We start from the raw sequence: 20,061 nt of genomic DNA on the forward strand, positions 1-20,061 counted from the left end.
CTTTTTACAACCAAAAAGGATTTACAGCACAATCCCGCCGATGATGAAGCCGAGGATCACGCACAGGGTAATGGCGATCACGCCCGGGATCAGGAAGGCGTGGTTAAAGACATATTTACCGATGCGGGTTGAGCCGGTGTCATCCATCTCGACGGCTGCCAGCAGCGTCGGGTAGGTAGGCAGCACAAACAGCGCGGAGACGGCAGCAAAAGAGGCAATGGCGGTGAGCGGTGAAACGCCCAGCATCAGCGCCGCAGGCATCAGCGCCTTGGTGGTGGCCGCCTGAGAGTAGAGCAGGGTCGCGGCAAAGAAGAGCACCACCGCCAGCAACCACGGATAGTTATGCAGCAGGTCGCCCGCCACGGTCTGGATGTCGGTGATGTGCGCTTTCACGAAGGTATCGCCCAGCCAGGCCACGCCCAGTACACACACGCAGGCGCTCATACCGGATTTAAAGGTGCTGGCGTTGAGCACTTCGCTGGTGTCGATTTTACAGGTGATACTAATGAGCGTGGCGATGGTCAGCATGAACACCACGATCGCTTCGTTACGCGGCAGGACCGGGTTCTTGATCAGCCCAACGGTATCGCTGATGGCGGTGGCGTAGAACATCACCGCGACAATGCCGATCAGGAACAGCAGCACGGAGCGTTTCGCGTGTGGCTTCAGGATAAACGCCTGGCTGCCGCGCAGCTTCACTTCGCCTTTTGCCAGACGCTCCTGATAGACCGGGTCGTCTTTCAGCTCGGCGCCGAGGAAGTTACAGAACACCGCGGTGATCATCACAGCAATCAGGGTCACCGGAATACAGATCGCCAGCAGCGTCAGGTAGCTCACGCCCAGCGGCTCAAGGATACCGGCAAAGAACACCACTGCCGCCGAAATGGGCGAGGCGGTGATGGCAATCTGCGAGGCGACAACGGCAATAGAGAGCGGACGGGAGGGACGGATGCCCTGCTCTTTTGCCACTTCGGTTATCACCGGCAGGGTGGAGAATGCGGTATGGCCAGTACCGGCCAGAATGGTCATAAACCAGGTGACCAGCGGAGCAAGGAAGGTAATGTATTTTGGATGACGGCGCAGCATACGCTCCGCCAGGCTCACCAGGTAGTCCATACCGCCTGCAACCTGCATGGCTGCGATAGCGGCGATAACGGCCATGATGATTTCAATTACATCAAACGGAATAGCGCCGGGTTTAATCTGGAGAAAGAGAGTGAGGACAAGTACGCCGAGACCACCGGCGAAACCGATGCCGATCCCCCCGAGTCTTGCGCCTAAGTATATCGCCAACAGGACGATGACGAGTTCTGCTCCGAACATAAGTGCCTACCTTGCTCATTAACAAGTTGATATTAAATTGTTGTGTTTTGGTAACGCCTAAAAACAAAAAAGGCACGTCATCTGACGTGCCTTCATGAAGTTTAACCTGAACTGTTATTGTTCACTTTCATCCGTATATCTTTTTGCTTTATAGGCCGGGTGCATTAAGTTTTGCGCCGAGAAGATATCATCCAGCTCGGCTTCTGTCAGCAAGCCACGTTCAAGTACGACCTCTCGCACGCTCTTACCGGTTTCTGCACAGATCTTACCGACGATGTCGCCGTTGTGGTGACCGATGAACGGGTTGAGGTAAGTGACGATACCGATGGAGTTATAGACGTAGCTTTCACATACCGCTTTGTTGGCGGTGATGCCGTTGATGCATTTTTCCAGCAGGTTGTAGCAGGCGTTGGTCAGGATATGAATGGATTCAAACATCGCCTGGCCAATCACCGGTTCCATAACGTTCAGCTGCAGCTGACCCGCCTCGGAAGCCATGGTAACGGTAATGTCGTTGCCGATGACCTTGAAGCAGACCTGGTTAACCACTTCTGGCACTACCGGGTTCACTTTGGCTGGCATGATGGAGGAGCCCGCCTGCAGTTCCGGCAGGTTGATTTCATTCAGACCGGCACGCGGCCCGGAAGAGAGCAGGCGCAGGTCGTTACAGATCTTGGAGAGTTTCACCGCCAGGCGTTTCAGCGCACTGTGCACCATCACGTAGGCGCCGCAGTCTGATGTGGCTTCAATCAGGTCTTCTGCTGGCACCACCGCCAGGTTAGAGACTTCGGCCAGCTTCTGCACCGCCAGCTGCTGATAGCCGTCCGGGGTATTCAGGCGCGTACCGATGGCCGTTGCGCCCAGGTTCACCTCAAGCAGCAGCTCAGAGGAGCGCATCAGGTTTTTGGTCTCTTCATTGAGCAGCACGTTAAATGCGTGGAACTCCTGACCAAGGGTCATTGGTACCGCGTCCTGCAGCTGGGTACGGCCCATTTTCAGGATGTCCTGGAATTCGACGGCCTTGTTCTGGAAACCTTCGCCCAGCTGGTTAATGGCATCAACCAGCTTCACGATGGAAGCGTATACGGCGATACGGAAACCGGTCGGATAGGCGTCGTTGGTAGACTGGCATTTATTGACGTGATCGTTCGGGTTCAGGTACTGGTACTCACCTTTCTGGTGGCCCATCAGCTCAAGGCCGATGTTTGCCAGTACCTCGTTGGTATTCATATTCACTGACGTACCCGCGCCGCCCTGATAGACGTCCACCGGGAATTGATCCATGCACTTGCCGTTGTTCAGCACTTCATCGCAGGCGGCGATGATGGTATTGGCGATACTTTTCGGAATGGTTTGCAGCTCTTTGTTTGCCATTGCTGCCGCTTTCTTCACCATTACCATGCCACGCACAAACTCAGGGATATCACTGATTTTGCTGTTGCTGATGTAGAAGTTTTCAATCGCTCTCAGAGTGTGAATACCATAGTAGGCATCCGCTGGAACTTCCCTGGTACCCAACAAATCTTCTTCGATACGAATGTTGTTTAACATGTGAACCTTCTTTTCAAGCTGCCGATTGATGTACTAAACGCACAGTACATATGTGGTTATGTCTATTTTCTGACCGACGATTATCCCCTGAATCGACCAGATACCCGGAATGATATGCTGATGATAGCGAATTGCCGTAACCTGGATCACTTATTATGGACCCGGTGACATGATATTTATCAATCTGTGAAATGAATCACCGCTTTAATATTTCCAGAAAAAATATCCGTGCAAACCGATTGAATTTTGACTAAACGCCTCCATTTCTGACAGACGCGAATCGCAAATTGTTACCGACAGGGGCCATAACGGCGTCTGCCACACAGGAGAAGCCAGTGCGCTGGATACCGTTAGCTGCAATCTTTCTTTATGTTTATATAGAGATTTCTATTTTTATTCAGGTCGCCCACGTGTTTGGCGTCCTGCTGACCCTGGTTCTGGTCATTTTTACATCGGTGATTGGCATGTCACTGGTGCGCAACCAGGGTTTCAAAAATTTCCTGTTAATGCAGCAGAAGATGGCCGCCGGGGAGAGTCCGGCAGCGGAGATGGTCAAAAGCGTGTCGCTGATTATCGCCGGCCTGCTGCTGTTGCTTCCGGGTTTCTTTACCGATTTCCTGGGGCTGCTGTTGCTGTTACCGCCGGTGCAGAAACACCTGACCCTGAAGCTACTGCCGCATCTGCGTTTTAACCGGATGCCGGGCGGCGGGTTTAGCGCCGGAACGGGCGGTGGGGAGACCTTTGACGGGGAGTATCAGCGTAAGGATGAGCAGCGCGATCGCCTGGACCATAAAGACGACCGTTGATATCAGTAGCCCGGCGGCGCTGCGCTTGCACGGGCCTACGAAACCGTAGATTCTGTAGGCCCGGTAAGCGAAGCGCCACCGGGCGTTAATTAAACCGCACCACGCTTCGGCAAGAACCACCACAATCCCGCCAGCATCACAATGGCGTACAGACTCTTCCATCCCACCATCGCCAGCAGCAGTAAACAGAGTACCCCACCAATCATCGCCAGCACTTTATAGCGTCCTTTTAGCAGGCGACATCCCGCCAGCATGCACAGCAGATAGATCATAATGAAGATGCCGTTGGCATAGACGATAAGCGCGTCGAGGTTGATATCCAGCCAGTAGATTGCCAGGGTGCTTATCACACAGCAGCCCAGCACCGCGTTCAGGGCGTTAAGCGGGAGCTGGCGTCTGGACAGGCGGGCGAGAGGGCTTTTGGGTTTGTACAGCGCCTGGGACCACACTAGCCGGGCAAAGCTCTGAATGTAGATATTCAGGCTGGCGAAGCAGGCGAGGTAACCAATCACGCAGGCAACCCACAGCGCTTTCACGCCAAATAGCTGGACCACGATGGCGGGAAGCGAGGCTGCCGCAGCCATATCGGCACCATAGGCAGTGAAATGAAGCACCAGCACCGTACAGGCCCAGTAGACCGTACCTGCCAGCAGCAGCCCTATCATCAGCGCCCGCGGGAAATCACGTTCCGGCTGTTTAAACTCTGAGGCCAGATGCGCAAATGCTTCAAGACCGACGAAACACCAGAACATGACGGAAAGGGCTGCGAATAGCTGCAAATGATCGAGATCGGTTAAGGCAGGGAAGGGGATCTGTGTCACCTGAAGATCCCCTGCCCACCAGATAGCGGCAATCAGCGCCACAATCAGCACCGCCACCAGGGTTTGCAGGTTGGCGCTGGAACTGGCGCCGCGTGAGCCGACCCACCAGACGATGGCCAATGTACCCAGCTCAGCCAGTAAGAGCTGCGCGTCATGCCAGCCAAACAGCGCCTGGCCAAACCCCGTCGCAATATGCAGGGCGGCAGGTAAGCCCACGGGGATAACAGAAAGGAACAGCCAGCCGGTGACGCGCTCCAGACCCGGGCCAAATGCCATCCCGACAAAGTGAGCCACCCCACCGGCGCTCGGGAAGTGTCGCCCGAGAAGCGCAAAAACAATCGCCACCGGGAAGACCAGCACGATGAGCACCGGCCACGCCCAGAGACTGTTATCACCCGCCACCAGGGCCGCCAGCGCCGGTACGGCAAACACCCCCGTGCCTAATAAAGAGGTTGAAAGTAAGCCAACACCCTGCGCGAGTCCCAGCTCTTGTTTGAGTCCACTCATTCCATTGTCCTGCCGCCATCAAAAGAGAGGCGATGGTAACACTTTCACAAATTTTTTTTCGACTACCCCTTGAAGGGGTAAAACCCCATCCCCATCTCTCAGGGCACTAGCCGGAAAACCGCTTACGGCCCGGCGTCACCCATAACTGATAATGACTTTCTCAAAGGAGAGCTATCAATGAGTATTCGTCCGTTACATGATCGTGTGATCGTCAAACGTAAAGAAGTTGAAACCAAATCTGCGGGCGGTATCGTTCTGACCGGTTCTGCAGCAGCAAAATCAACGCGTGGCGAAATCATCGCTGTCGGTAAAGGTCGCATTCTGGAAAACGGAAATGTGCAGCCGCTGGACGTTAAAGTTGGTGACATCGTCATTTTCAACGATGGCTACGGTGTGAAATCCGAGAAGATCGACAATGAAGAAGTGCTGATCATGTCCGAAAGCGACATTCTGGCAATTGTTGAAGCGTAATCCGCGAACGACACTGAACATACGAATTTAAGGGAAAGATTAAAATGGCAGCTAAAGACGTAAAATTCGGTAACGACGCTCGTGTGAAAATGCTGCGCGGCGTAAACGTACTGGCAGACGCAGTTAAAGTGACCCTGGGCCCGAAAGGCCGTAACGTGGTTCTGGATAAATCCTTCGGCGCACCAACCATCACCAAAGATGGTGTTTCCGTAGCGCGTGAGATCGAGCTGGAAGACAAGTTCGAAAACATGGGTGCCCAGATGGTGAAAGAAGTTGCCTCTAAAGCGAACGACGCTGCAGGCGACGGCACCACCACCGCAACTGTACTGGCGCAGGCTATCATCACTGAAGGTCTGAAAGCCGTTGCTGCGGGTATGAACCCGATGGATCTGAAACGTGGTATCGACAAAGCTGTCGCTTCCGCTGTTGAAGAGCTGAAAGCGCTCTCCGTACCGTGCTCTGACTCTAAAGCTATTGCTCAGGTTGGTACCATCTCCGCTAACTCCGACGAAACCGTAGGTAAACTGATCGCTGAAGCGATGGATAAAGTCGGTAAAGAAGGCGTGATCACCGTTGAAGACGGTACCGGTCTGGAAGACGAACTGGACGTGGTTGAAGGTATGCAGTTTGACCGCGGTTACCTCTCCCCATACTTCATCAACAAGCCAGAAACTGGCGCTGTTGAGCTGGAAAGCCCGTTCATCCTGCTGGCTGATAAGAAAATCTCCAACATCCGTGAAATGCTGCCAGTTCTGGAAGCCGTTGCGAAAGCAGGCAAGCCGCTGGTTATCATCGCTGAAGACGTTGAAGGCGAAGCGCTGGCAACGCTGGTGGTTAACACCATGCGTGGCATCGTGAAAGTGGCTGCGGTTAAAGCACCTGGCTTCGGCGATCGCCGTAAAGCGATGCTGCAGGATATCGCTACCCTGACTGGCGGTACCGTTATCTCTGAAGAGATCGGTATGGAGCTGGAAAAAGCGACGCTGGAAGACCTGGGTCAGGCGAAACGCGTTGTTATCAACAAAGACACCACCACCATCATCGATGGCGTGGGTGAAGAAGATGCCATCCAGGGCCGTGTTACTCAGATCCGTAAGCAGATCGAAGAAGCGACCTCTGACTACGATCGTGAAAAACTGCAGGAGCGCGTTGCTAAACTGGCAGGCGGCGTAGCCGTTATCAAAGTGGGTGCCGCTACCGAAGTTGAGATGAAAGAGAAGAAAGCCCGCGTTGACGATGCCCTGCACGCGACCCGTGCTGCGGTAGAAGAAGGCGTGGTTGCCGGTGGTGGTGTTGCTCTGGTTCGCGTTGCAGCGAAACTGGCTGGCCTGACCGCTCAGAACGAAGATCAGAACGTGGGTATCAAAGTTGCGCTGCGCGCAATGGAAGCGCCACTGCGTCAGATCGTTTCCAACGCCGGTGAAGAGCCGTCTGTTGTGGCGAACATGGTGAAAGCGGGCGAAGGTAACTACGGTTACAACGCTGCTACCGAAGAGTACGGCAACATGATCGACTTCGGTATCCTGGACCCAACTAAAGTGACCCGTTCTGCGCTGCAGTACGCGGCCTCTGTTGCTGGCCTGATGATCACCACCGAGTGCATGGTCACTGACCTGCCAAAAGGCGATGCCCCTGATTTAGGTGCTGCTGGTGGTATGGGCGGCATGGGTGGTATGGGCGGCATGATGTAATCATGTTGTACTGCACCTCGCAGAAATGAACAAACCCCCGGTCAGAAATGATCGGGGGTTTTTCTTTTGGTCATCTTTTAGGTATAAGGTTTAGACGCGGGCAGCACGTGCCCAGCTTATTGAAAACGAGGAATAACATGCGCGTTAAAGTGGGTGCAGGGATCGTAGCGGCAGCGTTGCTGCTGGCGGGGTGTAGTTCCGGTAACGAACTCTCTACTGGTGGGCAGAGCGTTCGCTTTGTAGAAGATAAGCCGGGCAGTGAATGTCAGCTGGTCGGTACCGCAACCGGTAAACAAAGTAACTGGCTTTCAGGGCAGCATGGCGAAGAGGGCGGTTCAATGCGCGGTGCGGCAAACGCTCTGCGTAATCATGCAGCGGAGATGGGCGGGAACGTGATTTATGGCGTAAGCAGCCCAACCCAGGGTTTACTGTCGAGTTTTGTCCCGACCGCCAGCGAAATGCAGGGCCAGGTTTATAAGTGCCCGAACTGATTTGATTGGTGCCTTTTTCAGTGATGAGAGGCACCTTTTTTATAAAAGCTATCAGGCGCTAATTTGTGCATTTATTTCTGAATAAAAAGACTTTAGATACTGCATGCACTCCTCCAGCGTCATCATTTTACCCGGCTCAGAAGGGAAGTATTTGCTAAATATCTGGCTGGGCTGGCACTGGGTATGAACTTCTATAAGTTTTGGATTTCTTTCAGCCATGCGCATTATAACGCTGTTTTCATGTTCTGATGGATGTGGGGCGCTGGTTTTAATTAAAGCACCAGAAATAATTTTCTTACCCTCGTCCGTATCGCAACAAAAAAGTATGGCCAAAGAGTGCGTAAAAAGATTAAGTTTCCACTCATCTGGAGAATAATATTGGTAGTCGACACCATGAGCTTTTGTCAAATCTACAGCACAAAGCATCAGAAAATCCATCGTTGAACTCAAATAATGAGTTACATCACTATCATCACAATTTTTTAACGTCTGCTGAATTCCTACTAAAAGCGCCTCTACCTGCATATCATCAATACGCAACGAGACTATCTGTTCATTCTGAAGTACCAGGATCAGCGTTGACCAGCTCTCTCCTGGTTTTAATGTAATCGACATTACGCGTTTTTCCGGGTTTGGTTGCTGTATTTCCGAAAGGTCGATCATTGGGGTATTAGATATTAAGCGCTCATTAAAAGCAGTAAGTTCTGTTTTATAAGCCTCGCCTTCATTATTGAGACGCTGCAGTACTGCTACCATTCTGTTCTGAAGGACTAATAGTAAATCAGCCAGCATCTGAACCTGAAAATAATATGTATGGCAAATTTCATTTTGCAGTTTGGTTTTAAGCATGAGAGCCATAAAACGTCCTTCATATTTAATCCCTGCAGTATTGAAACCAATAAATGAACCTTGCATGCGACTCTCCTTGTGTGCTGTTACGCTGAAATTAGTGTATTGGGTTGCGATAAATCAATAATGCGATCGGCTGAAGCAATAGTGGACGGCCGATGAGCAACAATAATTCGGGTAATACTTAAACCAGATATAGACTGGTTAATAGCAGATTCGTTTTTAAGGTCGAGATGGCTGGTTGCTTCATCCATAAATAAAATGCTGGGCTTACGATAAAGTGCACGTGCTATCAAAATACGTTGCTTTTGGCCGCCAGAAATACCTAAGCCAAGCTCACCCACAATGGTTTCATATCCCATCGGCATTTTCATTATTTCGTCATGGATGTTACAGCGACGTGCGCATTCGATAACAAAATCCATATCTGCGTTATCTTCAAAACCGCTGATATTTTCAATAAGCGATCCTGAGAATAGTCTGTCTTCCTGGAGTACGCAGGCCGTTCCCTGGCGAAAATTATTAAGCCCAATTTTCTGAATATCGAGGTTGTCCGCCAGAACATCACCAGTTGTCGGAGACAGCAGGCCACACATAACTTTTAACAGCGTAGTTTTTCCCACGCCGGAAGGGCCAACCAGAGCCACTGATTCACCGGGTTCGACGATGATATTTAAATTTGAGAAAATTGGCTGTGAGAACGGATCGTACTGATAGCTAAGGTTTTTTACCTCTAACTTAACGCCGGAATTTTCTGTAAAGATACGCCGCGAAGGCAACTCTTTTTCTGGTTCACTAAAAACTATCTCAGAAAGACGCTCATTATGTAATGACAGCATACGCAACTGCATGACCAGATCGACCAAACTGGATGCTCGCTGGGAGAATTGCCCACGATAGGCATTAAATGCCATAAACATACCGAGCGTCATATTATTTTCAATCACCATAATAGCGCCAAGCCAAAGCACTGCAACCTGATCGATAGAGGTAATTAAAGTATTGATACCGCCAAACATCATGTCGAAACGAGTCTGTTTTATACCAGCATTACAAGCATCGATATTAATGTTCAACCAGTGCTGTGAACGACGGTCTTTTAAATTCAATGCCTTGATAGTCGAAATACCATATAGTGACTCCATGAAGTGTGAACTGGAGCGAGCACCCTTTATAACCTGCTCTTCAGAAACTCGACGATAGAAACTATAGGTAGCGAATCGCATAATGGCATAGCACAATGTGAAACCTACAACCACCCAAACCAGCCAGCCGCCATAAAGCGTTAACATCACCAACAGGCCAATGGTCATTATTGTGTCGATAATGCCTGTCACAATACTATTAGTAAAAGTTGCACGAATAGTATCCAGCGATGAGAAACGAGACTGAATGTCACCTAAATGCCGTTTTTCAAAAAAGGATAACGGTAAACTCGCCAGATGATCAAAGAGCGTTGTTTTCCACTGAATATTGGTGAGGGTATTCAGCGTCAATGAAGTCCATGCCCGAAGCATGCTGATAAACATGCGGAATAGAGTAAAGAACACCAGACCAATACAGATAACTGACAGTAAGCTCTGATCGTGCGCCATAATAACATGGTCAGTGACCAGCTGTGTTCCAATCGGTAATAATAAACTGATAGCTTCAACCACTACCGAAAAAGCGAAGATTTTTAGCAGGACGGATTTCAAGCCTACAATATTACGCATAAGATCCAGCAGGCGTAGACGAGACTTAGCATGCTCTTGCTGGAAATTTTTGTCCGGCCAAAGCTCCAACGCAACGCCAGTGAAGTTGTTGGACATCTCCTGAATGCCAATAATTCTTTTGCCCAAAGCAGGATCATGCACTATGAAGCTATTCTTACGCACTTTAGTCAGTACAACGTAATGGTTCATACCCCAGTGGATAATGCAGGGGAGCTTTAGTTGTTTTATTTCATCGAGATCGAGAGAAAGCGCCCGGCTTTTCAGTCCAGTATGCTCAGCTGTTTTACTCAGAGACATTAGTGTTACGCCCTGAGAAGGACTGCCGTAACGGTGGCGGAAATTAAATAGATCAATATTGAGTCCGTAGAAGCCGCAAATCATAGCCAGGCAGGCAATCCCGCATTCTGATGCCTCTGACTGTAAAATAACGGGTGTTTTATGACGGATTGAAAAGTTAAGTTTATTTATAATCGTTTTAAAAATCTCTTTATTCATCAATCGGCCCGCTCACGCTTTGCATAATTTTATAGAAAGGGGTAAACATCCACATATAAAGAGGACGTTCCTCCAGGAAAACCACAGCCTGCGCCTTCAAACCATTTGAAAGCGTAAGTACTTTCCCATTATAATTAAATTCTTTATTTTTAATTTTTATAATGGCTTTATAAAGCGCTAAATCTTGCTGGTTAGAACCATTACTTACGTTGGTATATTCAGCCATCTCCTGTCTCGAGGCAGGAACTGATGAAAGCGTAAGAACTTCACCAGGGAACTGACCAAACTTATCCGCCGGGAATGCATCGTAGCGTATATTAATAATATCCCCTTTCTTAATGTAGGGGATTGCGTTATTTGGCAACCAAATTATTAGGTAATATTCAATGTTTCCTGTCGGTTTAATTTGCGCAAGACTGCTGCCATTTTCAACCATCTGGCCTTTAGTAACGGCCAAAGATTCTATTTTACCATCGATTGTTGCTTTGATAATAATATTGCCATTTGCATTTGACTCTACTAATTGGTTTTTAAAATCATTTATTTGATTGTTCTGGCCAGAAATTTGATTGTCAAAGTCGGCCGCTTTAGTAACTTTATCACTGTTCGCTTGTGTAAGCTGAGTTTCAAGCTGCATTTTTTGACTAACAAGAGACTGATAAGCGCTTTGTTGCTGAAAGTATAACGAATGTTGATAGTTATATTGGTCTTTTGTAATCAATCCATCTTTAAGATACTTATCGTAGCTGGCCAGGTTAGTATGCATTTTATTTAACCCTGCCTGAGTGTTTATCAACATGCGGCTAGTTTCTTCCAGTGAATCTTTTATAGTTGCAATTTGTTTTTCGATGGCACGCAATGTTTCTGATTTGTTATGCGAAAGTTTGCTAATTATATTTTCCGCATTCGCTATTTTTTGATCAATAACTTCGATCTGCGCAGTATTTACGTTACCATTAATGGTGCTACGCGAAATGTCCAGTTTATAAAGCGGCTGTCCTTTATTTACAATTTCGCCCACTTTGACATACTGATTAACAACAAAACCTTGCTGAGGAGCAAAGACGTTAACAGAGTGAGGGAGAGTGATAACTTCACCTCGAACATCAATACGTTGGGTAAAGGAGCAAAAAATAAGTGACAAAACAAGTACAGCAATAAAAGTAAAAGCCAGTAGAGTGACTATCCAGGCTGGCATTCCTGCTAATAGTAATGCCTTTCCTTTCCAGTGATTTTTTTTATATTCAATCGCTTCCCTGCGATAAATTTTTCTCAGCATAACTACCACTTATTTCTGCTTTAGTAATAAAGGCCTGAATTATCAGGCCTTATTTAAGTATAAAAGGATTTATACTATTTTTTTATATAACCATTCGGTTATACATTAGCTCCATGGAGCGAAGGTTCCACTAAAGAAACCGTTAGCGCCCGCAGAAGATTGCTCTAAAGCAAAATCCCAACCGCCCATGGCGCCATAAATAGCGCCGCCAATGGCACCGACTACCAGACCCCAAATCATCCCAACACCCTGACCAGCTGCGCCAACGCCAAGCAGACCACCGCCGTTACCGCCCTGGGAGCCGCCAATGATTGAGCCATACATAGCAAATGCTGCTCCAGTAATTAAACCGGAGGCAACCGCTTCAAAACCGTTGCTCACAACACTGGTAATTGCTGAGCCGAGAGAAGAAAAATCCCAGGAATAGCCACCAGAGATAGCTTCCATTTCAAATGTAGTTAAATTTTGCATGTTTAATCCTTTAAGTGGTATGTCAAAATATATTTCTTTTAGGCCATTCACTAATAACTGACCTGCTGAAAATATAACTTTTACTATGAGGTTGAGCAACTAAATTAAATATTAAGATATAATTAAATGGTCGTTTGTTTTCTAAAAAAAAAGAGATTTTCACAATCTCTTTTTTTTAATTTTGGATCTGTTTACTCTTCTTGAATGACAACTTCTAGTATAGCTTTTACATTTCCTGTGGTGATTTCGTTGATATTGCTGCTCGATCTATAATAGTCTGCTGTAAAGGCAAAGGATTGAGATGTTGTTACATTATTAATATAGTATTTATCCATATCATAAAAAACGATTGGTTTGTTATCTTTTTTGAAAATAATGCCTACATTACTTGCTGCATTGGCACCAGTTAACATATTATCAATGATGCCATCACCATATGCGCTGGTTCCTGTTATGGGGTTGAACCAATAGGTTACTTTGTTACCCAGCGCGTTTGCTGGACAAAGTATATTCATAGTAATCGTTTTTTGAGCCGGAGTTATTCCTCCTCTTGATACTGATAGAAGTGTATTTTTTTCAATTCTATTTAGTGTTACCTGACTTGAGCCTGCAACTGATATATCACATGAGCTATCTTTAAAAGTGATATTACTGATTTTAACATTTGCGTTGACTAAAGTCCTCTCTGCAGGTTTTGGGTTAGTGACTAAATTGCCAACAGAGAAATTGATTGATGCATCAGCACTTGTTCCAGATATGTCAATAACAGATTTGGTTTTTATCAACCAAATCGTTATAAATTCATAATCATTATTAGACTTTTCGATCGGTACTATCGTTGATCCCACAACTGCAGGTTTTACCGAACCATTTTTGCTGGCTAAAATATCTGAAACCTGAAAACCGATGCCGTCAATACCGGTCGCATATACGGGCTTCCCTTGTAATCCAGTAACGCCCGGCACTTCAGGGGCGGTAGATGAAATTATATACTGATCACCCAAGACCTTACTACACGAGAAAGTTTTATAATGTCCAGTACCAAATTTCTTGCTGAATAATACCGAACCAACCGGAATAGATGGGTCGGTCGCTATTTTAGGCGATATGGAAAGGGTTAATAATTTGCTGCTGCCGTCATAAGTACACTTTGCCATAGCATCGCTATAACAAAATATAATTCCCAAAAAAATAATACTTTCTTCATAAATTCAACTCCCTTGAAAGTCATTAGCGGCATATGGCATCAATTTGATTAACTCCACTGACACCCTCTTCCCTTGCCGATAAATCAAATGATGCACGGCATTGCTGAGCGGTGCTTTCTCCCCACTTGACATCGAGAATACCGGTTTGCTTAAGGCCAGAAAAGTAAACCATGCCAGCATCACCCACTATGTTAGTTTGCTTGCTAATATCATTTAACAACAATGCAATGGCACCAAAAGGAACGTTTTTACCATCATTTGTTTTAAGATGGATAAAAGCACGCTGCCCAATTTTTCCTGAATAATTTGTGCGCACTATAGCTCCGCGGGTGGGTACCACCGTTTGAGTTGTTTCCGGTAATTCCATATTATCAGCCAACGTTGAGCTATCCAGCGTAATATCAGTCCGGCGGTAAGGCGTTACATATGGAACAATTGCATAGCCGCGATAATCTGTAGAAATGGTGGCATCGTTAGTCAGTTTTACATCATTTAACCCAGGTGCTTTTACCAGAACTGCAGCGTCGGTTATATCCTGACCAAAAGTGAGGCCATCAGCATGGGCAATAACGCTTCCGCTGGCACCATAATCAATACGCTGACTATTACGATTATAGCTATAACCCGCGTTAATACTACCTCGTGAGCCGTTATAGGTTGCGCGCATATCGCCGCTATAGTAATCCTCTCGGTTGCTGTACCCCTGCTGAATACTCCACTCCAGGCTATCATTTTCGAGCCCGATACCACCGATAGCGACAGATTGATCAGTTGAGCCGGGATTACTGTTGGTTAACTGATAGCTGGTATAGGTGCCAGGCAGCCAGTTACTCAGAGGAACAGTTACTGTCAGATTTACCCGCTGGTCGTCCTGAGCATCTTTGCCTGAACTGTTGCCATTCCAGGTATAGCGGTTATAACTGTAACCGAGATAATAAGTAATGCTGTTCCAGCCACCGTTATAGCCGATGCTTATCGATTTGTTGGTGCGCTTATTATCCCAATAATCTTCAATAAGTCCGCTGATTGATAAACTTCCCAGGCCTTTTCCTAAGTTTTGGTTTACTGTCAAATTTGTTCTGTTGCGCAGTGCGCGGCCAGCTGAGTAGCTACCGTCATTAGAATAGGTATCCAGCACATCAGTTAATGTATTGAAACCTTTTGTAGAGTACGATAACCCGCAATGGTAATGTTAGTCCCTGTTTCAATAATGTTTTTACCGTAGCGTACCCGCCAAGATTGCCCGGATGTTTTTTCCTGGTCGCGTTTTTTTGACCATGCCTGGATAACATCCACAGAGATGGCACCGAGATCGCCAAGATTATAACCAAGGCCTGCTGAAATGGACTGGTAATGTGAAGAGAACTGGGTTCCCCCATAAACTGTTGTACTACTGGTCGCCCCATAGCTGGCCGTGGCTTGGGTAAACGGTGTTTCATCAACACTGTTATCGTAGGGACGGTATTTACCTGAGGTAATTTCATACTCAACTTGTTTTTCACGAAGCATCAGCGGGAGCGTCGCAAATGGCACGACAAAGTTTTGTGTTGTACCATCGGATTCTTCGACAGTGACATAGAGATCGCCGCTACCACCGCTGGGGTACATGTCGGTAATCTCGAAAGCTCCAGGTGCGACGTAAGTCTGATACACCTGGTAGCCGTTCTGTTTAATCACCACACGGGCATTGGTTTTTGCGATACCGCGTACGATCGGCGCATAACCACGCATACTTTCTGGTAGCATGCTGGTATCTGTCGCTAATTGCAGGCCTGTAAAGGGAACGCTATCAAAAATGTTAGACAGTGAAGAGCTTTCCCCGATTACCAGATTACTGTTAAGTGAACGGATACTGCGTTGCATATAAAGATAGGCAGAATCCCAGGCTCCCTCATCACTACGGGTTTTATTCCAGGTACTGAGATTGCGGATACGCCATGCCCCTACATTCAGCCCGGACTGTAGGTTCAGGCTATAATATTCATCCTTGGACTCAAGATCCTCTGAACCGCTGAACTGATAATTCACCAGCAGCGCATTGATGCCGTCATCAAATTGCTCTGGAGGTATATATCCCTGAGCGGTTGTAGACATCGCAGCCTGGGGGATCGAAATATTAAGCCGCTGTGTTGCAAAGTCGAATACGGTTTCAGTATCAGGAATTACATTAAGGTTGGCGCACCCTTGCTTATTTTCCTGTAAAGCGGAAAATGAACTCACTTTGACGCCATACCTGGATAACATCTCCAGGCTTAAACAAGGGGCAAGTTTAAGTTGGTCGTCATTAGCGTTGGCATTGCTGTCAATAACAAAATTAATGCTTTTTGTCTCAAGGTAACGACCATTAAAGATGATATCTACACGGTACTCCCCTGGTGCCTGGGCATGTCTGTTCTGAAAAACTGATAAATCTGGAATATCTAAGGGACTGCCATTATTTGCAGAGTTAATAAATGCGGGATCAAAGAAATCGCGTGCATATGCCTTATTGTTTAATTCGTGGTACAACGCACAAAGCATTGCCAAACACAGAGTTGATAACTTTAATAGCCCTTTATTTTTATTTTTCATAGACACATGCCTTTTTATTGCTAACATCTATCACAAAGGTGAAGAGTATAAAGATCCTGCTCCGCCATAATCATTTACTATCTTCCAGCTAATACTGGATGCATTGATGTCTTTAATATCAATTTTCTTAGTCGAGAATGGCGATATTGTTCTCACATCAAGGTTTATATCTGTATTTCCAAGCTTAACCATATTAAAGTAGTAAAAAAATGGAGTAGGATTCTTAAGCGTTATGGTTTTACCGGACTTACGCCATTCCAGTTTTTTTGCTTCAGTGTTCGGCGATAAACTATTTATTGATTTCGGCCGATAAATGAGGCGCATACGATGACGAACTGCAAGCTGAATGGTGTTATTATTAGCATAGGTATTATCAGAAGGGGGAATCGCCATCACGTTGAAAAAGAATAAAGATTCGCGGTCATCTGGTGCATCAACTTTAGTTGTAGCAAAAAGACGTACCGTATTTTGCTGTTTAGCTTCCAGACGAAACAACGGAGGAGTGGCTAGAAATGAAGGTGATTTCCCTGCCGGAGTCTCAACCCATGATTTAATTAAATAAGGCATGTCATCTTTGTTTTCAATTTGTGCGGTGATTTCACGCGAACCTTCTTTGTAAAGATAGCGAGTTGACTCAATTACAATGCCAGCATGAGCGAGATTACTTACTAATAATGTGCACGCCAGGTTAACGATAAATAGAATAGTTCTGAGCATACGGATTTCTCAAACAGAGAGAGCCTGAGCGCATACGCCCAAGCTCTAAAAGGATATTACTTGGTGGTGTAATCGATAGTAAAGGTTGCTACACCTTTAACCGGACCTTCAGTGACAGAAGTTGTTGAGTTAACTTTTACATAACCGGTGGTATAGTTCAAATAGGTCACTTTACCAGCCGTGTAAGATTCATTCATAACATTACCATCGAAGGATACGCGGGAACCATCGCTAACCTTCTGAATACCAATGCCGATACCAGCAGCGCCGTTTTCTGCAATATTGTCCAGGATGTCAGCGCTTGAACTGGTAGTACCGGTTACGGCAACGGTCAGGCCATTTACGTTGGAAGCATTCGAGCTGCCCAGAGCACAGTCTTTAACTTCAAAACCGAACTTCTGTGCTTTAAACAGAGTATTTGCTGCCTGTCCATTTGCTTCACTTGTGGTGACAGTAGCCAGACGAACAATACCGTTGTTCAGGGTACCAGTCGGAGTCACGACGCAAGAAGTAGAGGAGTCAGAAACTTCACCAAGAACAGTCACTTCTGCATTGTTAATTGCCAGAGCCTGTGCGCTTACAACTGCAGAAGCAGCAACCATTACAGCTACGATTGTTTTTTTCATTTGTTTAATCCATTTAAAAGTACTAGGGTCCTAAATAGTTGCCAGCCTTACGGTTATCGTTATTAAGATAATAACTAATACTAATAACAATTTTTATTAATACTAACGTGGTTGACACTATAGTTACTTGCTTGCCATTCCATAAAGCACAAATCGTGTTCGAAACACGTATACTGTTGCCCGGTGGAAGCTACATAAATTAAAAATGTTCTCTCCAAAAAAAGCATGTGAATGTTTCATCATTTTACTTTCGCAATGGTGATTCATATTGTGTTTAGCCAAGGTGAAGAAGGAGATGGTTAATGTGAAATCAGAATTATCATTTTTATCTGGATGTGATAATCTTCATTCATATAAGCCAAAGCACATGCACCTGGTGTTTAAAGTATCCTTTTTCAAAGAGTTATGCATCTATCATGGTTCATGTTTATGGTTTTTGGTGATGTATTGTTATTTTGCATAAATAAAGGGTAGGGAGATTCTTTATGTTATTCAATTCTTACATGATAAATGATAAAGTTATATTTAATGTGAATAAGAGTGAACTTCAGTCATTAACGGATAATGGTGTTACGGTGACCTTAAATGCGCCTACAGCGCGATGTTTGCAGCTATTACTTGATAGTTCCGGAAAAGTGATTTCGCGTGAGAAATTTTTGGATGAGGTTTGGAATGCGAGAGGAGTGGTGGTTTCAGAAAATACGTTTTACCAAAACATTTCACTCCTCAGGAAATCTTTAATCAGAGCCGGGCTCAATAACGAAATAATTATAACGGTAAGAAGACGTGGTTTTGTTATTTCTGAAGGAACGGTAATCAAAATGCTTCCTCCAGACGAGAAGGCAAGTTCTGGGGATCAAATTCTTCATAAGAGAATTATTCAGGATGTAAATAAAAGTCAGTTGCTAGCAATACAAACGGGATTACCAAAGAAAAAAATGGAGGGTTATTCATATAATATATCAAAGCTTTCAGTAAAACTGTCATTTTTAACACTTGTATTAATGGGGTTTATGACAGTAGCTAATATAATAATATTTTTCATTTAAATGAAGGGGGAATGATTTTATAGAAGCTTGTGAGGATCTTTTTTATTATTTATCCCAAGTGTTAATGTGACTTTTTTAAAAACCCAAAGCATGAGATCCCGCTTTTTAACGGGGTGGAGCGTGCGTCGGATGGTGTTACGTTTGAGGCTGCAGGTTGTGGGAGTGCACTTTCTTACTATTGCCTATTAGTGCAAACCCCAATTCCGAACCTTTCATAAACTTTTTTGCTGAAGTGAAGATAGCATCAACGGATATTGCCCACTGTTTCATATGATGGGTCCTTTTTAATAATATTCAGCCAGCCCCCATACTTCTGAAAGGAGATAGGGGGCTACCGGTATTTGTTACGGCCGAAAGAAGGCTCAGGAACGCTGCTTCAGGCCCAAATCCAGCGGCGTCTTACTGGGCTCCCCCCCAATCTCACGCGCCAGCTTAGGCACCATATAACCGGACACCAGGGTTAACAATTCACGCATTATGGCGCGCGCTTCTTCATCATCGACCATAAAGTGCGCCGCACCCTGCACCTTATCCAGTACATGGATGTAATAGGGCATTACCCCGGCATCAAACAGGGCATTACTCAGGTCGGCCAGCGTTGCCGCACTGTTATTCACACCACGCAGGAGAACGCTTTGATTGAGTAATGTCACGCCAGCACGTCGCAGTTTTGCCATTGCAGCCCGAAACGTATCGTCAATCTCGTTGGCATGGTTGATATGGTTGACCAGCAAGATTTGCAGCGAAGAACGCGCCAGCCGGTGAGTCAGCTCATCGGTAATACGTGCCGGGATCACAATGGGTAAACGGCTGTGAATGCGTAGCCGCTTGATGTGCGGGATCGCTTCCAGCTGCGTAATTAACCACTCCAGCTCATGATCTTTCGCCATCAGTGGGTCACCGCCAGAAAAGATGATCTCATCCAGCTCCGGATGAGCGGCGATGTAATCAAGCGCCGTCTGCCAGTTACGCTTGTTCCCCTGGTTATCGGCATAGGGGAAGTGGCGACGGAAACAGTACCGGCAATTTACCGCGCAGCCGCCCTTAACCAGTAACAGTGCGCGATTACGGTACTTGTGCAGTAAACCGGGCACCACGCTGTTCTGCTCTTCAAGGGGATCGGTGCTGAAGCCGGGGGCGGCGATAAACTCATCCTGCGCGGTCAGCACCTGTTTTAAGAGAGGATCATCAGGATTGCCCTTTTCCATTCGCGCAACAAAAGCGCGGGGAACACGCAGCGCAAACAGACGTTTTGCGTCACGCCCGGCAAGGAGTTTTTCGTCAGCGTCTACATTCAAAAGACGGAGTAGTTCATCAGGACTGGTGATTACATCGGCAAGTTGCAATAACCAATCTTCTCTGGATGGGGTGTTTAGGGTTACAATATGCGCCATTTTGTGGCTTAGCTACCAGTTAACAA

The 20,061-nt window shown here is 46.5% G+C and carries 16 protein-coding genes and 1 pseudogene; 5 read left to right on the top strand and 12 right to left on the bottom strand.

From position 1 onward, the window contains the following. Positions 1-21: 21 nt before the first annotated feature. Entirely contained in the window at positions 22-1,323 is a 1,302-nt protein-coding gene (locus GNG29_RS02075) for an anaerobic C4-dicarboxylate transporter (protein WP_103791334.1), read from the bottom strand. Between the two features lie 114 nt (positions 1,324-1,437). Next, positions 1,438-2,874: an aspartate ammonia-lyase gene (aspA, locus tag GNG29_RS02080; RefSeq protein WP_103177934.1), complete on the bottom strand. Its 1,437-nt coding sequence runs from the start codon at positions 2,872-2,874 to the stop codon at positions 1,438-1,440. Positions 2,875-3,209: 335 nt separating this feature from the next. Here aspA and GNG29_RS02085 point away from each other — a divergent pair, with 335 nt between their 5' ends. Next, positions 3,210-3,680 carry an FxsA family protein gene (locus tag GNG29_RS02085; protein WP_103177935.1) on the top strand — a complete coding sequence of 157 codons (471 nt, stop codon included), beginning with the start codon at positions 3,210-3,212 and terminating at the stop codon, positions 3,678-3,680. 89 nt (positions 3,681-3,769) lie between these two features. Here the strand turns inward: GNG29_RS02085 and yjeH are convergent, their stop codons facing one another. Further along, positions 3,770-5,008, bottom strand: coding sequence for an L-methionine/branched-chain amino acid transporter (gene yjeH / locus GNG29_RS02090; protein WP_156653762.1), 1,239 nt, complete (start codon positions 5,006-5,008; stop codon positions 3,770-3,772). A gap of 177 nt (positions 5,009-5,185) precedes the next feature. Here yjeH and GNG29_RS02095 point away from each other — a divergent pair, with 177 nt between their 5' ends. The 3 genes from GNG29_RS02095 to GNG29_RS02105 all read left to right on the top strand — a co-directional run bounded on the left by GNG29_RS02095 (position 5,186) and on the right by GNG29_RS02105 (position 7,661). After that, the gene (locus GNG29_RS02095; protein WP_032616151.1) at positions 5,186-5,479 is read left to right on the top strand and encodes a co-chaperone GroES; all 294 of its coding nucleotides are present in this window, start codon (positions 5,186-5,188) and stop codon (positions 5,477-5,479) included. Between the two features lie 44 nt (positions 5,480-5,523). Continuing rightward, positions 5,524-7,170: a chaperonin GroEL gene (gene groL, locus GNG29_RS02100; RefSeq protein WP_156653763.1), complete on the top strand. Its 1,647-nt coding sequence runs from the start codon at positions 5,524-5,526 to the stop codon at positions 7,168-7,170. Between the two features lie 137 nt (positions 7,171-7,307). Beyond that, the gene (locus tag GNG29_RS02105; protein ID WP_103177938.1) at positions 7,308-7,661 is read left to right on the top strand and encodes a DUF4156 domain-containing protein; all 354 of its coding nucleotides are present in this window, start codon (positions 7,308-7,310) and stop codon (positions 7,659-7,661) included. 51 nt (positions 7,662-7,712) lie between these two features. Here GNG29_RS02105 and yjeJ read toward each other — a convergent pair whose 3' ends face one another. The 8 genes and pseudogenes from yjeJ to GNG29_RS02145 form a co-directional block, all read right to left on the bottom strand. Then, positions 7,713-8,576, bottom strand: coding sequence for a YjeJ family protein (yjeJ, locus tag GNG29_RS02110; RefSeq protein WP_103177939.1), 864 nt, complete (start codon positions 8,574-8,576; stop codon positions 7,713-7,715). A 20-nt stretch (positions 8,577-8,596) separates the two neighbouring features. Then, positions 8,597-10,720 (bottom strand): peptidase domain-containing ABC transporter, encoded by a 2,124-nt coding sequence (locus GNG29_RS02115; RefSeq protein WP_103177940.1) that lies wholly within the window; start codon positions 10,718-10,720, stop codon positions 8,597-8,599. Beyond that, positions 10,713-11,999 (bottom strand): HlyD family secretion protein, encoded by a 1,287-nt coding sequence (locus tag GNG29_RS02120; RefSeq protein ID WP_156655429.1) that lies wholly within the window; start codon positions 11,997-11,999, stop codon positions 10,713-10,715. Before GNG29_RS02120 ends, GNG29_RS02115 begins: the two co-directional genes overlap by 8 nt. A gap of 105 nt (positions 12,000-12,104) precedes the next feature. Next, the gene (locus GNG29_RS02125; RefSeq protein ID WP_103177942.1) at positions 12,105-12,470 is read right to left on the bottom strand and encodes a hypothetical protein; all 366 of its coding nucleotides are present in this window, start codon (positions 12,468-12,470) and stop codon (positions 12,105-12,107) included. 191 nt (positions 12,471-12,661) lie between these two features. Then, complete coding sequence (locus tag GNG29_RS02130; protein ID WP_156653764.1) at positions 12,662-13,627, bottom strand: fimbrial protein; 966 nt, start codon at positions 13,625-13,627, stop codon at positions 12,662-12,664. Positions 13,628-13,700: 73 nt separating this feature from the next. Continuing rightward, positions 13,701-16,249: pseudogene (locus tag GNG29_RS02135) on the bottom strand (fimbria/pilus outer membrane usher protein). 30 nt (positions 16,250-16,279) lie between these two features. Next, positions 16,280-16,966: a molecular chaperone gene (locus GNG29_RS02140; RefSeq protein ID WP_103177944.1), complete on the bottom strand. Its 687-nt coding sequence runs from the start codon at positions 16,964-16,966 to the stop codon at positions 16,280-16,282. A gap of 56 nt (positions 16,967-17,022) precedes the next feature. Beyond that, on the bottom strand, positions 17,023-17,592 hold the full coding sequence (locus tag GNG29_RS02145; RefSeq protein WP_103177945.1) for a fimbrial protein: 570 nt from the start codon (positions 17,590-17,592) through the stop codon (positions 17,023-17,025). A 485-nt stretch (positions 17,593-18,077) separates the two neighbouring features. Here GNG29_RS02145 and GNG29_RS02150 point away from each other — a divergent pair, with 485 nt between their 5' ends. Beyond that, positions 18,078-18,641 (top strand): winged helix-turn-helix domain-containing protein, encoded by a 564-nt coding sequence (locus GNG29_RS02150; protein WP_103177946.1) that lies wholly within the window; start codon positions 18,078-18,080, stop codon positions 18,639-18,641. Positions 18,642-19,003: 362 nt separating this feature from the next. Here GNG29_RS02150 and epmB read toward each other — a convergent pair whose 3' ends face one another. After that, a complete protein-coding gene (epmB, locus tag GNG29_RS02155) occupies positions 19,004-20,035 on the bottom strand; it encodes an EF-P beta-lysylation protein EpmB (RefSeq protein ID WP_103177947.1) in 1,032 nt (343 codons plus the stop codon). Between the last annotated feature and the right edge of the window lie 26 nt (positions 20,036-20,061).

This window comes from Leclercia sp. Colony189, from assembly GCF_009740165.1.
GTDB lineage: Bacteria > Pseudomonadota > Gammaproteobacteria > Enterobacterales > Enterobacteriaceae > Enterobacter.

Coding starts and splice junctions, on each gene's coding strand:
- GNG29_RS02075 (WP_103791334.1), bottom strand. CDS start 1,323: ATGTTCGGAGCAGAACTCGTCATCGTCCTGTTGGCGATATACTTAGGC.
- aspA (WP_103177934.1), bottom strand. CDS start 2,874: ATGTTAAACAACATTCGTATCGAAGAAGATTTGTTGGGTACCAGGGAA.
- yjeH (WP_156653762.1), bottom strand. CDS start 5,008: ATGAGTGGACTCAAACAAGAGCTGGGACTCGCGCAGGGTGTTGGCTTA.
- GNG29_RS02095 (WP_032616151.1), top strand. CDS start 5,186: ATGAGTATTCGTCCGTTACATGATCGTGTGATCGTCAAACGTAAAGAA.
- groL (WP_156653763.1), top strand. CDS start 5,524: ATGGCAGCTAAAGACGTAAAATTCGGTAACGACGCTCGTGTGAAAATG.
- GNG29_RS02105 (WP_103177938.1), top strand. CDS start 7,308: ATGCGCGTTAAAGTGGGTGCAGGGATCGTAGCGGCAGCGTTGCTGCTG.
- yjeJ (WP_103177939.1), bottom strand. CDS start 8,576: ATGCAAGGTTCATTTATTGGTTTCAATACTGCAGGGATTAAATATGAA.
- GNG29_RS02115 (WP_103177940.1), bottom strand. CDS start 10,720: ATGAATAAAGAGATTTTTAAAACGATTATAAATAAACTTAACTTTTCA.
- GNG29_RS02120 (WP_156655429.1), bottom strand. CDS start 11,999: ATGCTGAGAAAAATTTATCGCAGGGAAGCGATTGAATATAAAAAAAAT.
- GNG29_RS02125 (WP_103177942.1), bottom strand. CDS start 12,470: ATGCAAAATTTAACTACATTTGAAATGGAAGCTATCTCTGGTGGCTAT.
- GNG29_RS02130 (WP_156653764.1), bottom strand. CDS start 13,627: ATGGCAAAGTGTACTTATGACGGCAGCAGCAAATTATTAACCCTTTCC.
- GNG29_RS02140 (WP_103177944.1), bottom strand. CDS start 16,966: ATGCTCAGAACTATTCTATTTATCGTTAACCTGGCGTGCACATTATTA.
- GNG29_RS02145 (WP_103177945.1), bottom strand. CDS start 17,592: ATGAAAAAAACAATCGTAGCTGTAATGGTTGCTGCTTCTGCAGTTGTA.
- GNG29_RS02150 (WP_103177946.1), top strand. CDS start 18,078: ATGTTATTCAATTCTTACATGATAAATGATAAAGTTATATTTAATGTG.
- epmB (WP_103177947.1), bottom strand. CDS start 20,035: ATGGCGCATATTGTAACCCTAAACACCCCATCCAGAGAAGATTGGTTA.